At 41.0% G+C, this 14,078-nt stretch carries 13 protein-coding genes and 1 pseudogene; 3 read left to right on the top strand and 11 right to left on the bottom strand.

The features are described 5' to 3' along the window. Nucleotides 1-246: 246 nt before the first annotated feature. Together LC653_RS20305 and LC653_RS20300 are read right to left on the bottom strand one after the other, a co-directional pair. Nucleotides 247-2,445 carry a CHASE2 domain-containing protein gene (locus tag LC653_RS20305; RefSeq protein ID WP_229496553.1) on the bottom strand — a complete coding sequence of 733 codons (2,199 nt, stop codon included), beginning with the start codon at nt 2,443-2,445 and terminating at the stop codon, nt 247-249. Nucleotides 2,446-2,597: 152 nt separating this feature from the next. Further along, nucleotides 2,598-2,882: a hypothetical protein gene (locus tag LC653_RS20300; protein ID WP_229486270.1), complete on the bottom strand. Its 285-nt coding sequence runs from the start codon at nt 2,880-2,882 to the stop codon at nt 2,598-2,600. 254 nt (nt 2,883-3,136) lie between these two features. Here LC653_RS20300 and LC653_RS20295 point away from each other — a divergent pair, with 254 nt between their 5' ends. The 3 genes and pseudogenes from LC653_RS20295 to LC653_RS20285 all read left to right on the top strand — a co-directional run. Next, on the top strand, nt 3,137-3,484 hold the full coding sequence (locus LC653_RS20295) for a hypothetical protein (RefSeq protein ID WP_229496551.1): 348 nt from the start codon (nt 3,137-3,139) through the stop codon (nt 3,482-3,484). 90 nt (nt 3,485-3,574) lie between these two features. Next, complete coding sequence (locus LC653_RS20290) at nt 3,575-4,501, top strand: hypothetical protein (RefSeq protein ID WP_229496550.1); 927 nt, start codon at nt 3,575-3,577, stop codon at nt 4,499-4,501. Continuing rightward, nucleotides 4,444-5,546: pseudogene (locus tag LC653_RS20285) on the top strand (hybrid sensor histidine kinase/response regulator); the annotation flags it as partial. The gene LC653_RS20290 and the pseudogene LC653_RS20285, both read left to right, overlap by 58 nt. 21 nt (nt 5,547-5,567) lie before the next feature. Here LC653_RS20285 and LC653_RS20280 read toward each other — a convergent pair. The 9 genes from LC653_RS20280 to LC653_RS20245 all read right to left on the bottom strand — a co-directional run bounded on the left by LC653_RS20280 (nt 5,568) and on the right by LC653_RS20245 (nt 14,034). Continuing rightward, on the bottom strand, nt 5,568-6,611 hold the full coding sequence (locus LC653_RS20280; protein ID WP_229496549.1) for an aliphatic sulfonate ABC transporter substrate-binding protein: 1,044 nt from the start codon (nt 6,609-6,611) through the stop codon (nt 5,568-5,570). A 293-nt stretch (nt 6,612-6,904) separates the two neighbouring features. Beyond that, entirely contained in the window at nt 6,905-7,942 is a 1,038-nt protein-coding gene (locus tag LC653_RS20275) for an aliphatic sulfonate ABC transporter substrate-binding protein (RefSeq protein WP_229496547.1), read from the bottom strand. 214 nt (nt 7,943-8,156) lie between these two features. Continuing rightward, on the bottom strand, nt 8,157-8,648 hold the full coding sequence (locus LC653_RS47400; RefSeq protein WP_372478200.1) for a type 2 periplasmic-binding domain-containing protein: 492 nt from the start codon (nt 8,646-8,648) through the stop codon (nt 8,157-8,159). A gap of 168 nt (nt 8,649-8,816) precedes the next feature. Beyond that, nucleotides 8,817-9,266, bottom strand: coding sequence for a type 2 periplasmic-binding domain-containing protein (locus LC653_RS47395; RefSeq protein WP_372478199.1), 450 nt, complete (start codon nt 9,264-9,266; stop codon nt 8,817-8,819). A 515-nt stretch (nt 9,267-9,781) separates the two neighbouring features. Continuing rightward, nucleotides 9,782-9,928 (bottom strand): TauD/TfdA dioxygenase family protein, encoded by a 147-nt coding sequence (locus LC653_RS20265; RefSeq protein WP_229496545.1) that lies wholly within the window; start codon nt 9,926-9,928, stop codon nt 9,782-9,784. Between the two features lie 36 nt (nt 9,929-9,964). Beyond that, nucleotides 9,965-11,071, bottom strand: a complete 1,107-nt coding sequence (locus LC653_RS20260; protein WP_229496543.1) for an aliphatic sulfonate ABC transporter substrate-binding protein — start codon at nt 11,069-11,071, stop codon at nt 9,965-9,967. A gap of 153 nt (nt 11,072-11,224) precedes the next feature. Then, nucleotides 11,225-12,226, bottom strand: a complete 1,002-nt coding sequence (locus tag LC653_RS20255) for an aliphatic sulfonate ABC transporter substrate-binding protein (RefSeq protein WP_229496541.1) — start codon at nt 12,224-12,226, stop codon at nt 11,225-11,227. A gap of 579 nt (nt 12,227-12,805) precedes the next feature. After that, nucleotides 12,806-13,627, bottom strand: coding sequence for a class I SAM-dependent methyltransferase (locus LC653_RS20250; RefSeq protein ID WP_229496539.1), 822 nt, complete (start codon nt 13,625-13,627; stop codon nt 12,806-12,808). Between the two features lie 158 nt (nt 13,628-13,785). After that, a complete protein-coding gene (locus LC653_RS20245; protein ID WP_229496537.1) occupies nt 13,786-14,034 on the bottom strand; it encodes an acyl-CoA dehydrogenase family protein in 249 nt (82 codons plus the stop codon). Between the last annotated feature and the right edge of the window lie 44 nt (nt 14,035-14,078).

The following is a 14,078-nucleotide window of genomic DNA, read 5'->3' as shown; positions in this document are numbered from 1 at the left end:
TTACGAAAGCGTTGCGTTAGCGAGTCCGCGTTCGCGCAGCGTCTCGTAGAGAGCGTCATTACGAATTACGTTAGCGTAGCGGTAGCGAGGAACGAGCGTCATTACGAATTATTTAATTATGCCTACCTACTTAATACAAGTGTAAACTCTTGAGATTACAGACAAAACCCACCTCTGCGGGTTGTAAGCATTAATTCTTGTTAGGCGGATGAAAGTATGTGTAGCCGCGATTTCTAATCGCCAGGGCTACATACGTTTTAAATCTTGTAAAACTGCGGCGGCTGATTGATAGCGATCGCTAAAATTATAGCAAACCATTTTATCTAAAATTGCCGCTAATTCTTCACTCACTTGCACCGGTTGCCGCCACATAATATTACCCGTTTCTGGATCTGGGTGGAGTTCTTGCGGTGCTATCCCTGTTATGGCTTGAATGCCAATCATTCCTAAAGCGTAAATGTCACTGCATAAGCGTGGATGACCGGCAAATTGTTCGGGTGGTGCATAACCCCGCGTCCCGATGGCTACTGTGGCTAATTCTGTTTGCTCACTACTTGGCGGTTGCATCAATTTTACTGCACCAAAATCAATCAATACCAGCCGATTATCTTGAGCGCATCTAATAATATTAGCCGGTTTGATATCACGATGAATGACTCGATGATAGTGAACAAATTCTAGAACTTCTAAAACTTGTTTTAACATCTCAATTACAAATGATTCGTTTTGCACATTCCGCACAGGTGGTAATTCTTCACTTAGGGTATGTCCCTCGATATATTCTTGAATCAAATAAAATTCTTGGTCATCTTCAAAATAAGCAAGTAGTTCGGGAATCTGATGATGTTTACCCAAACATTGTAATATTTCAGCTTCACTATTAAACAACCTACGAGCAACTTGCAAAAATCGTGTATCTTGACGGGCTGGCATTAACTTTTTAACTACACAAATCGGATTACCTGGGCGTTGAGTATCCTGTGCTAAATAAGTGCGGCCAAATCCACCAGCACCGAGAACTTGAGAGATTTTGTAGCGTCCACCCAAAAGCAAATCACCTGATTTTATCTCTGGTGAATCAACTGGGGGAGGAAAATCAAGATAAGAGTCGGGAAGTGCTGTTTTATCTTCTAAGAGTACATTTAATTGCGCGATCGCTTCTTGTTGTTTTTCAACTTGCAGAATAATCACCTGAGTTTGTCGCTGATTTTGGTAGCTAGTATAAGCAATCACACAGATGCTACTAATCACCAAAGCGAGGGCAGAGGGAACTAATGGTATCCATCCAGCTTGCAAAAACAAAGCAACGCAGATTACTACTAACCCAAGTAGAGTTGTCCCTGCCACCACTAGCAACAGCAACGGATTTTGCCACCGCCATGCTATAATTCCACCTAAGAGCGACCAGCCCCAAATCCAAATAAGTTCCGCCCAGTCTGGCCAATACCAAATTATAGGTTGCCCATCCAACACTGTACTGATGAGTTGACTTGCTATCTGTGCATGAATAACCAGAGCAGGCATTCTGGGTGGTTGATCTGGCAAAGCGCTGTAGGGTGTATAAAAGCTACTTTGAGGTAAATTAGCGGCAGTAGCGCCAATAATTACAAGGCGGTCTTTGACTAAATTGGGTTTGACTTGTCCACTGAGGACTTGTGTGAGGGTTACTTCGTCGGCGAGGCTGTTGGGGTGATGGTAATTTAATAATATTTGATAGCCATCTGCATCTAGATGTTGGTAGCTACCGGAATTTGGTTGTAAACGCGGGAACAAGGTTTTACCTAACTGAAAATCTCCTTTATTAGTAAAGTCATATTCAATGCCTTGTTTTTCCAGATAATTAATTGCTATTAACGCACCAAATGCAAATGATGTTGTACATTTTTTGTATGGAGAGTGAACAAATAACAAACTGCGGCGAAGAATTTGGTCGTTTTCATTGTCAGCAACCACATTGCCAAACCCAACATTATCTATAGGTAAATTTGGCGGTGGTGGGATTTCATCTCTACCCAAGCTGCTGAAAAAACAGGTGCTGACGATGTTATCTTTATTTTGCAAATTAGCTGCCAAATAGTTGTTTTCTGGTTGGAAAAGATATAAACCAACAATTCGCGGTTGATAAGTCTCTATTTTCTTTAAGAGCTGATTTATTGTATGATCTGATGGAGTCCCTTTCTCTCGTTTGAGATCCTCGTCAGTGATTTTTACCAGCAAAATCCGCTTATCAGGTGCTTCTGCTGGACGCGATCGCAACATCTGATCATAAACTCTCAACTCCCAAGGCTGTAACCATTTGAGTTCCCGAACTCCCCAGATAAAGGCGGTGACTCCTACACTGGTAACTAAAATCATTTGCAACCAGCTTTTGCTCTTGGAAGTTTCACGGGAATCCTGAACTTTGACAAAGGGGACACGGAGTTTTTCTAATAGTCCACTAATCACGGCGTTGCGGCGGTAGCCTGAATTGGGTAGATTTTGCAGGCGCAGAAGTTAATTTTCTGACTCTAGGTTAATTAGCTTTTAACCTGAGCTTCTATATTAATGTAACAATTTACTTGCTGCTTAGAGACTAGACAAGCGATTGGGTTATGCAGCTAATCATCCGTTTGAGATGTTTGAGCATCTTTAACAGCACTGGCAATTGGGAAAGAAATAGGATTAGTAGATGGGGTTAGTGAATCTAGCTCGGATTGTTCGAGTGATGCCTCAATGCTTGAATCAGCAAAATAGGAGTCAAATATTTTATCATAGTTAGAAGCAACAGCTAAAAAAGCGCCACCCAAAATATAGATAGGTAATGGCAAATTAAATTCTTGTAACCAGTCAAACAGTTCCGCCAAAGCAAACAGCACAAAAAAGCAGGCAAGCCAAACCCTCATATTTTCATTCCCTAGATTGAAACAACTCTATTAATAGCTTAAATAGGTTGCCTAATAGTTGATGTAGTACATAATCACCAACTTACAACAGACCTCTTGCAAAAGTCCTAGATGTGTGGCACAAGTTGGGTAGCATTGATGACGTTGGAAAAAAGAGAGAGAGAGTACCTTAGGGACTTCCAAGAAATAAATTATCCAAATAAACGAACCACAGAGACGCAGAGAACACAGAGGAATAAGGAGGAGAGAGTTTTTTGAGTATTTTTTTATTTGGAAGTCCCTTACCTACTTCCAAACAAGCAAATGCTGTCGCTCAACAAGCAAATGCTGTCGCTCAACAAGCAAATGCTGTCGCTCAACAAGCAAATGCTGTTGCTCAACAAGCAAATGCTGTCGCTCAACAAGCAAATGCTGTCGCTCAACAAGCAAATGCTGTTGCTCAACAAGTAAATGCTGTCGCTCAACAAGCAAATGCTGTTGCTCAACAAGTAAATGCTGTCGCTCAACAAGTAAATGCTGTTGCTCAACAAGCAAATGCTGTTGCTCAACAAGTAAATGCTGTCGCTCAACAAGCAAATGCTGTCGCTCAACCTGACTTTTGACGGGATGTGGAAAAGGGGATAGACTTTTGCAAGAGGTCTAACCTCTAGCTACCAGGTATCATCACCAATGACCCAGTAATCTTGCATGGATTGCTATCAAAGATTAAATATGTTCGCTTGGTACGTCGTATTCTCAATCAAAAAACCTACTGGTTCGTTCAATTGGTTTGTGAGGGTGATCCGTATCAAAAACCTAAAAACATTATCGGTGATGGTACTGTTGGTATTGATTTGGGCGTTTCAACCGTTGCGATTGTTGGGGATTCCGAAACAATTTGGACTCCATTCACAGTGGAATTAACCTCAAAACAAAAAATTGTTAGAAAACTGCAACGCAAAATGGATAGGCAGCGCCGCGCTAATAATCCTAACAATTTTAATTCTAATGGCACAGTAAATCCGGGTAAAAAGCGTTGGAATAATTCAAATCGCTATAAAAGAACTGCTTCTTTAAAACGTGAGATAGAACGTAAACAAGCGGCTCATCGTAAATCTTTGCATGGTAGATTAGTCAACCAAACTTTAGCCCTCGGTAAGAATATTAAAACTGAGAAAGTATCAGTTAAAGCTTGGCAGAAAAATTATAGTAAATCCATAGGGTTTAAATCACCCGCATCTTTTCAATCTGAACTGAAGCGCAAAGCTGAAAATGCTGGTGGTACAGATAAGAATGTTTTCGACTTCACTTACTGCACTTTCTCAAGGAATAGTTTGTGCGTAAATAAACAGAAAAAGTCATTATCTCAACGAGTGCATAACTGCTCTAAATGCAGTTTGACAATGCAACGTGATATTTTATCTGCTTACTTGAGTCGTTACATTGACCCCAAAACAGAAACTCTGTCAATCCAGTTAGCTAGAAATGGCTGGCGAGGGATGGAACAATCCTTGCTGGACGGTTGGCGAGTCGGGTCAAATCAATCAGCGAGAACCCAGGCGTGTCCAAAGTCTCCTACCAATGGTCTAAGCTACTCCAAACCAAAAAACTTGATGAAAAGACAATCCCTCAAGCGCTGAAGACTATTGAGCGAAATGCTAGGTTACAAGCTCAACTGATTGAAGACTTGCTGGATATCTCCCGGATTTTACAAGGTAAACTCAGCTTAAATATCTACCCAGTTGATCTGGCATCTGTGATTTCGGCAGCAATGGAAACAGTGCGGTTATCGGCAGAAGCTAAGTCAATTGAGATGCACATCAGCCTGGAACCAAATTTGGGGCAAGTTTTGGGTGATTCTGGCCGATTGCAGCAAGTCGTCTGGAACTTGCTCTCAAACGCAGTTAAGTTTACACCTGCGGGAGGACGGGTTGATATTCGATTGGAAAGGGTAAAGGGTATAGGGGACAGGGTACAGGGTACAGAAAACAATCCTGTATTTTATGCTCAGATCACAGTCAGCGATACTGGCAAGGGCATCGATCCCAATTTTCTGCCTTACGTATTTGAATATTTTCGCCAAGAGAACAGCAGCACAACCAGAAAGTTTGGTGGACTGGGATTAGGGTTAGCGATTGTCCGTCACTTAGTCGAACTGCATGGCGGCACAGTGCAGGTAGAAAGCAGAGGCGAAGATCAGGGGGCAACTTTTACCGTGAGACTCCCACTGCTGCAAAATCAATCAGAGATTAAACAGGAGAGTAATGACTCAGAGACATCTCAAATTTAAATGGTGTCAATATTTTAGTAGTGGATGATGATGCAGATACGCGAGAATTTATTGCCTTCTTGCTAGAGCAGTATGGGGCAAATGTGACAGCAGTGGCATCAGCAAATGAAGCACTAGCCGCTTTAAGCCAATCCTTGCCAGATATACTTTTAAGCGACATTGGAATGCCAGAAGTGGATGGATGTATGTTTATGCGACAGTTGAGAACACTACCAGCAGCAGAACAAGGAGGGCAAATTCGAGCGATGCCTACGGCGGTAAACTACGCACTTACTGCCTATGCTGGAGAAATCAACGCCAAACAAGTACTTGCAGCCGGATTTGACAAGCATCTTGCCAAACCAGTAGAGCCAGCCGAATTAGTAGATGCGATCGCTAACTTAATAGCTGAATAAACCTATCTCTAGCTGTTTAAGTTACTTGAGACGAACAGGCGTAATAGCTACATCAAGTTGAGTTGGAAGGATCGCATCTCTAATATCTATTTTACGGGGAATGATTTTTTCTTGGAAATAAAAGTCAGCAACGCGCTGTTGTTCGGCAATAATGGCAGGTGTTAGTCTTCTCAACCTAAAAGTACGTCGGCGTGCCACCTTTTCTAAAACTGATACCTCTAATTTCAGTTCGGGAGCAAAAGCTTTGGCAACTTCAGTTGGGTTTTTTTCAGCCCATTCTCCTACCTTGTCTGCTTCCTCTAAAAATACTCGCACCAATTCGGGATTTTGGGTGACAAATTTACGCCTACCAAGATAAAAGCCGCCGAGAGTGTTAATTCTTGCTGCATTTCTCAGATTCCGAATCGGTATAATTTTTTCCACAAGAGCCAAAAAAGGGTCACTACCTACCCAAACTTCAACTTTGTCTTGAATAAAAGCGTCACGGGCTTCAGATGGAGTCAAACCAACAATTTTAACATCCTTAATTTTTAACCCCACCTCTTGCAAGGCTTTTGCTAATAAATAGTGTGCATTCGATCCCCTCTGAAAAGCAATTTTCTTACCTTTAAGATCCGCTATCTTCTTAATTGGAGAATTAGCTCTGACTACAATACCTTGGTTTGCACCCTTGCTGGGTGTGCGTCCGGCAATATAGATAACTTCTGTGATACCTGCGGCTTGGGAAAATATTGGCGGTGTCTCTCCCACATTGCCGATATCCACCTTACCTGCATTCATCGCTTCTATTAGTTGCGGCCCGGCTGGGAATGGCCCAACCCATTTTACAGTCACACCCAATGCTTTGAAACGTGGCTCAACAACTTTTTTGACTTTGACAATATCTCCAGAAGTTTGATATGCCAAGTTGATGACTTTAGCACTAAAACCAGCTTTTTTTTGTGCTTGAGCGTTATTTATTAAGCTACCTATTAAGGGAGTTGATAGAGTAAACAATCCCAATACAGAAAGTTGGACAATGCGTTTTAAAACTGTGCGGCGTTGTGGAATAAATGGTATTTTCATCACTGGAATATTTTAGTTATAACTAATCATCAGTCCCAAATCACATCTCTAAAGAGGTTTGCGATCGCTTGTTCCTGACTCGGTTTTTGCTAATCCACCTACCATCCATCTCAATTAACCAGACAATAGGCTTAACAAGTTAGTTGAGCAACTTGTTAAGCCCGTTGTTAAAGCTAGGCAAACTTCCGCTACAGTGTACTAGCTGCTTTCATGATGATTTCACAAGCATCTTGCCAAACCAATAGAGCCAGCCGAGTTAATAGCTGAATAAACCTGCCTCTACCTGTTTACTCTTACTTGATATTATCAGGGATGATCGCTTGATATACTAGAGGAGCAAGAATCCCTTCTTTGATATCTATCTTACGCGAGATGATTTTTTCTTGAAAATAAAAATCAGCAACGCCTTGCTGTTCGGCAATGATAGCAGGTGTCAGTCTTCTCAATCTATAAGTACGACGGCGTGCCACCTTTTCTGCAACTGATGGATCTAATTTCTGTTCATCAACTAAAATTTTGGCATAAATGCTTGGGTTTTTTTCAGCCTCTTCTCCTACCTTCTGTGCTTCCTCTAAAAACACTCGCACCAATTGCGGATTTTGGGTGACAAATCCACGCCTGCCAATATAAAACCCGCCGAGAGTGTTAATTCCTGCTGCATTTCTCAGAACCCGAATCGGGGTAGTATTTTCCACTTCAGCTAAAAGGGGATCGCCACCCACCCAGGCATCAGCCTTGTCTTGAATAAAGGCGTCGCGGGCTTGAGATGGAGTCAAACCAACGATTTGAATATCGCTAATTTTTAACCCTACCTCTTGCAAAGCTTTTGCTAGTAACAACTGTGCATTCGACCCTACCTGAAAAGTAATTTTCTTACCTTTAAGATCCGCTACTTTCTTAATGGGAGAATTAGCTTTCACTACAATACCTTGGTTTTGACCAGTGCTGGGCGTGCGTCCAGCAAGATAGACAACTTCAGGGATGAGGCCTGGGCGTGCAGCTTGGTCAAATATTGGAGGTGTCTCTCCAACACTACCGATATCCACCTTACCTTCATTCAGCGCTTCTATCAATTGTGGCCCTGCTGCGAATGGCCCAACCCAATTCACGGTTACACCCAATGCTTGGAAACGTGGCTCAACAACTTTTCTGGCCTTGACAATATCACCAGAACTTTGATATGCCAAGTTAATTACTTTGGCTGTCTGCGCTTGGGTGCTTTGCACAAGGCTACCCACCAAGGAAGATGATAAAGTAAACAGTCCCAGTACTGAATATTGGACAATACGCTTTAAAACTGTACGGCGTTGTGGTTGAAATGGCTTGATCATGAGTTGTGATTTTCCTTGTAAGTTTTAGCTTTTACGTTGTCAGTCTTACTTTCTTTCAGCAAGTAAGATAATAGGAAGTTGCTATTTAAACCTCCTAGAACACCAATTTATGATTACAAATTGAGATTGTGCTAATTCAGCAAATCTTCTTTTGCATTTAGTAAATTGGTATTCTAGTTTGTTTTAAAAAGCAGACTTCATATCTGATTATTCTCTACTTTTCACTAATCAGTGTTGGTGGAGTAATAGCTGCATATTCTTTGGGTGTAAGCAATGCTTCCTGAACATCAATTTTTTTTGGTAAGATTTTTTCGTTATAAAATAAATCTGCAACACTTTGTTGAGCTTTCATCAACTCTGGAGTAATTCCTTTTAGTCGATAATTAGCGCGTCCAGAAATTATTTCTTGAATGGGTAGATCAATCTTAAGTATCGGTGCTATGAGTTTGGCCACTTCTTGACGATTTGCTTCTGCCCATTGACCATTTTTATCAATCTCTTCCAAGATAATCCGAAGTAATTCTGGATTTTCTCTAGCAAACTCGCGTGTTCCTACATAATATCCGCCTGGGGTTCCAATATTTCTCGCATCTCGCAGTACACGCGCACCGTGGAGTTTTTCTACCAAAGCTAAGTGAGGATCACCAGTTACCCAAACTGGAATAGTGCCCTGAATAAATGCACCACGGGCTTCCACATTGGGCATACTCAAAACTTTAATATCACTATATTTTAAACCCACTTATTTTAAGGCTTGGATGATAAAATAGTGAGAAGCAGAACCTTTTTGAAATACTACTTTTTGACCTTTGATATCAGCTAAAGTTTTAATTGGAGAACCTTTAGGAACTGCGATGCCTACGGCGGGCTACGCCTACGCACTCCCTTTACCGGAAGTAGGAGTAATTCTTCTCCCAGCAAGATAGACGATTCTGGCACCAGCCGCTTGGGCAAAAATCGGAGGAGTTTCTCCAACTGAACCAACATCAATTTTACCGACATTCATCGCTTCCATGAGTTGCGGCCCTTGGGCAAATTGCGCCCACTCAACTTTTACACCCAAGGGTTCCAAACGTTTTTCTAAAACTCCTGTCACTCTAACTAAATCACCAGAGCTTTGGTAACCCATTCGCAGCACTTTGGTTTTGAAAGTAATAGTTTTTGTTGCTGCTGTCTCTGCTTTAGCGTCAGTTGCATTATTTGTATTATTACTGGGTGAAGTACAACTTATTAAAGTGGTAGATAAAGCTAAAAAACCAGGCATTACAAATAATGCAATTTTACTGATTAGTGTTGACTTATTTTTTACAGCATTGCTAAACATTTTTTAAACTCCAGGCTTAACCAATTTTTTATGAAAAGGAAAATCATCAAATTTTCAAGTAATTTGATTTCCGCTTTTTAAGCTATTTGCAAATAGTTTTAATTATTAAGTCTCGTCTATATATTATCTAGTTATTTGATCTAAATAGAGTATTTATAAACACTATTTTTAGTAAAAACATATAAAATTTTATAGGTTTTTTTCGGAAACCAATAACAAATATATTTATACTTTTTTAATAAAATAAATATATTATTTACCATAGTTATTTTAAAACAATTCAACCCAATACGCTTGGGCTAAGGATTTTTGGTATTGATTTTAGGTATGTAGAGACTAGCAATTGCAACGTCTCTTGCATTGGATTTGGGGCTTAACCCAAGCGGATTGCAATTCAACTTAGTTATTCAAGCTTTTTGTCTTGTCTTATTTAGAAATTATGGCAGATAAATTTTGCCTATAATTCTAGCTTTTTAGAGACGCAATTTCTTGCATCTCTACTTCAGATATAGAGGTTAAAATGGACGACTACCTGCAAGGCTAACCCGCTTCAAGACCCTTCGCTCATTCGGAGCAAATGCTTGACGGTAGTGCAAAGTAGCTTGATTATCCCAGTAGACAATATCACCTATAGACCATTTATGTTGGTAGTAGAACTCCATCACATTCTCCTGTGTTTTAGTTTATTCTTGGGATAACTACTTATTCGCTAACACCTCTGAGGGAGTAATTTTGGCATACTCTTCAGGCGTTAAAAACCCATCTCTAACATTCACTTTTTTGGGGATAAGTCCTAAGCTGTACCACTTATCTGCAACTTCTTGTTGCTTGGTAATAGTTTGATCAGTGATTGGTAGCAACCCATAGTCATATTTATTATGCATTATTTCTAGAGTTGGTGGATCTAGCTGAGTTACAGGAGCAAGCAGTTGTGCAACTTCTTTGGGATGATCCTTAGTCCAGATTTCTGCCTTTTCTAACTCCTCTAGAAACACTTTGATAACATCAGGATGAGCCTGATAAAACTGGCGTGAGGTTGAGTAAAAGTTGCCAGTATCCCGCAACTTACCACCATCTGCTAAAACACGAGCTATTTTCTTTTGTACATTTCTGGTAGCGAATGGCTCCCAAATATACCAAGCATCCACCTTGCTCTGACTAAATGCCGCATTTGCATCTGGCGGCGCTAAAAAAACTGATTGGACATCGCTCAGTTTCAGTCCGACATCTTCTAACGCTTTAACTAATAAGTAGTGGCCGATAGAAGCTTTCTGAAAAGCCACTTTTTTACCCTTCAAATCAGTAACACTTTTAATCGGAGAGTTTACAGGAACTAAAAGTGAAATTGCTTTACCACTGGGACGTGTAGTAGCTAAATAAACAAGAGGCGCTCCTGCTGCTTGTGAAAATACAGGAGGCGATTCGGCTGTAGATGCGATATCCAGTCCATTGGCATTCAGGGCTTCTAGCTGTTGTGGCCCAGCCGCAAACTCAGGCCACTGTACTTTAAAACCCAGAGGCTCTAATCGCTTTTCTAAGGAACCCTGTTTTTCTAAAACTGCTAAAGCGGTAAGTTGTTTTGAACGTACAATCCGCACTACTTGCTTTTCAGTTGACTTCTCTGTAGTGCTAGATGAAGCAGCCGATTCAGGCGAAGCTACTGACTGCTGAGTGTTATTTTTGGCTTCACCACAACTCGATAAGACCGTCGATAGCATTAAGCAGTAGCCCAGAGTAAACAACAAGGAACGGCGTGTTACTCTCTGGTTTTTCTTGAATTCAAACTTTCCTTTTAAGGCTGGCATGGGTTGTTTTATTTATTCCTCGATCGGTGATTAAAACGATTATGATTAATTACGAATTAAATAATCCAAAGAACTTTTCCTTTCCCCTAAGACCTCTCAGAAGAAGAGAGGGGAGCTTGGTTACTCCTGAATTCTGAATTCTCTTTTAATAAATCAACTTTTAGGTTTCCATACTGCATCTTTGATTTGAAAAGTTTTAGGAATCAGCTTTTGACTGTAGAAAAGTTCAACTACCTGCTGTTGTTCAGCGACAAATTCATCAGTTATATCAAATACCCCTAAGATAGGTCGCCTTTCTAAAGCCCATTTCCAGACTCCTGGTTCTTGTCTAGTTTGCGCTGCCAACAAATTAGCAACTTCATTGGGGTTAGCTTTAGCCCATTCTTCTACTTTCCTTTGTTCTTCCAAAATCACCTTCACTAAGTCGGGGTGATTTTCAGCAAAATTGCGTGTAGCGATATAGTAGGCTCTTTGGGGAGCGACATCAGAACCTTTGGCTAGAACTCGTATTTCATTTGCTCGCTCTTTCCGAGCGTAAAACGGATCGCTAGTAGGTAAAACATCAACCCTGGCACTTTCAAAAGCAACCTGACTTTCTGGAATAGTCAGGTAAGCAGGTTGAATATCATTGAGAGTTAATCCAGCACTTGCTATAGCTTTCAAAAGCAAATATTGCAGAGCAGTTCCTTTTTGGATCGCAACTTTCTTACCCTTGAGTTCCGCAAGAGTTTTGATTGGTGAATCCTTACGGACAATAACTGCTTGAGCGCCTGCGTTGGAACCAGTTGCAGCAACATAAACAATGGGATTATCACCAGCTTGAGCAAAAATTGGTGGTAGATTCCCAACGTTGCCAATATCAACACTGTTTGCGGCCATTGCTTCCATCATTGGTGGGCCGCCCCGAAATTCTATCCACTTGATAGCAATGCCATCAGCAGCAAAGCGCTTTTCCAAATAGCCCTGAGCTTTGAGTAGATTCAAACCTGGTGTACCACTCTGATGACCAATGTTGATAACCTCTAGTTTTTTTGAGCTTGCAGTAGTTGGCTCAACTTGGAGACTCTTGCTTTGAGTGCTTGGAGAGCTACAGCCTGTAACTAACAGAAAAGTCGTAAACGCCAGCAAAAAATAACGAGCTATATTCGCAGGCAACCATGACTTTCTGTAGCTTATGAACATGATTAAATGTAATTTCTTGAGGTAAGTGGATATTTTGAGTTTTTATTTTGTTAGACTGAACTTCTTGGGAATTCAAATTGGAAAACTGGTTATGTATTAATACGCTTCAGTAAGGTTTATTGGTGTAGATGATTGGTTTTTTAAGACGCGATAAATCGCGTCTCTACAAGGGTTTTGGACTTATCTAAACTGTATGATTTATAGATACTTTGACCTCTTTTATAAAACCATTTTTATCATATTTAGGCATCATGGAGAACATTTTTTTAATAAATAAAAATAATTTTTGGGAATGTGTAAAATAGAAAAGAGAGTGGGTATTACCCACCCTATAACGACTCGAGGAACTGAGAATTTAAGAGTTGAGAGGGAAAAATTTAAGAAGTGGAGTGAGAAGGGCCCACTCCAGGGTCGTGCTAGTGGAAGATTGAAATTTGTGGCGTCTTGATTCTGACCAAAGGCGGAGTGTCTCCGGTTCAGCTTCTGTTAGCGGTAGCGGGGCGTTTAGCCCATTCTGACTTCTAAATTCTTCTTCAATCATGTTCAATTTTGCTAGTGCTTCCAAGCGACTAAAATTGTAGCTTTGAGTTCTTCTGTAAAGTGTCCAGACGGCTCAACTGCTAGTAGCGCTTCTCTGAGATCCTTTTCAAATGCTGGAGCGTTATCACCATAGAAAATTTTCAGAGAGAAGGCTGTAGTGTATAAGTAGCCGAGATAGCTATCGACAGTCCAAGATTTTTCAAATGGCACTTCATAGCTTTCTTGACGAGCAAAAGCCGAATTGGCAATTACGACTTCATGGGGAGGATCGACTGGCTTACGAGTGCCTTGTCCTCGGTGTCCAGTCCGCCGCTCTTCACCTAACCATTTTTTGACTACTCCAACAGCAGCTTGTTTCCAAGGTAGATTGCTTTCCCAAGGGTTATCCCCAGTCTGAAGCAGTGCTAATCCACCATCATCAGTTAGCAATTCATAAAGGCGCTCAAGCACTAATTCGCGTTCCATCCAGTGGAAGGCTCTACCAATAGTAGTTAACTTAAATTTCCCTAAACTAGAGTCGATTAACTCTGCTCCTTGTTCTAACCAAGTAATATTATTTGCTCCGACTGCTGCTGCTTGCCGTTTGGCTTCTGCAATCATTTCTGGATCGGGATCGATCGCCACAACTTCCTCAAATCTAGTTCGTAGAGGAATTGAAATCAATCCTGGGCCAGTACCCAAATCAAGGAGTCGTCCTTGACCATTGAGATTAAATATTTCCGCTAGTTTGTCGAATACAATCGGTGGGTATTTGGTTCTATATTGAGCATAGCCCTCTGCGGCTCCCTCAAATAAACTTGGGTCGTATGTAGGAAGTGTTTTTAGTTGAGTCATAAGTAGATAATTCGTAATTCGTAATTCGTAATTCGTAATTAAGAAAGTCAGATTTTTCTAGATTCTAGGTAAGTAAGGTAGATATTATCCAATGTCTATCCTACGGGATAGTGAGTAGACAGCTTGAATATTTTTTGACAGTTGACTATTAACAATTCCTAAGAATATTGAGTGATGGTTGGTAGCTGATTGTTGAGTACCCAATCGCCGATCGCTCGCAATTTGTAGTCCACAGGATCGTGAAGGGTAAAGGTTCGTAAATCTCGCCAGTAACGGTCAAATCCATATTTAGTTGCAGTAGCGCGAGTTCCCGTCACTTCAAAAATGCGGTTGGTAATATCTATACCTACACGGGTAGCTAATGCCTTGGACGCGGAAACTGCGTTAGCGAAGCTCGCCGCAGGCATCGCTACTTCTCCCCTCTCTTGATATTTAGGAGAAATGTAGAGTG

The organism is Nostoc mirabile CHAB5784, assembly GCF_020829645.1.
Classification (GTDB): Bacteria; Cyanobacteriota; Cyanobacteriia; order Cyanobacteriales; family Nostocaceae; genus Nostoc; species Nostoc mirabile.
Note: the sequence above shows the minus strand (reverse complement) of the source record. Positions and strands in the feature narration are given on the sequence as shown.

Coding starts and splice junctions, on each gene's coding strand:
- LC653_RS20300 (WP_229486270.1), bottom strand. CDS start 2,882: ATGAGGGTTTGGCTTGCCTGCTTTTTTGTGCTGTTTGCTTTGGCGGAA.
- LC653_RS20245 (WP_229496537.1), bottom strand. CDS start 14,034: ATGCCTGCGGCGAGCTTCGCTAACGCAGTTTCCGCGTCCAAGGCATTA.
- LC653_RS20265 (WP_229496545.1), bottom strand. CDS start 9,928: ATGGAGTTCTACTACCAACATAAATGGTCTATAGGTGATATTGTCTAC.
- LC653_RS20250 (WP_229496539.1), bottom strand. CDS start 13,627: ATGACTCAACTAAAAACACTTCCTACATACGACCCAAGTTTATTTGAG.
- LC653_RS20275 (WP_229496547.1), bottom strand. CDS start 7,942: ATGATCAAGCCATTTCAACCACAACGCCGTACAGTTTTAAAGCGTATT.
- LC653_RS20260 (WP_229496543.1), bottom strand. CDS start 11,071: ATGCCAGCCTTAAAAGGAAAGTTTGAATTCAAGAAAAACCAGAGAGTA.
- LC653_RS47400 (WP_372478200.1), bottom strand. CDS start 8,648: ATGCCCAATGTGGAAGCCCGTGGTGCATTTATTCAGGGCACTATTCCA.
- LC653_RS20280 (WP_229496549.1), bottom strand. CDS start 6,611: ATGAAAATACCATTTATTCCACAACGCCGCACAGTTTTAAAACGCATT.
- LC653_RS47395 (WP_372478199.1), bottom strand. CDS start 9,266: ATGTTTAGCAATGCTGTAAAAAATAAGTCAACACTAATCAGTAAAATT.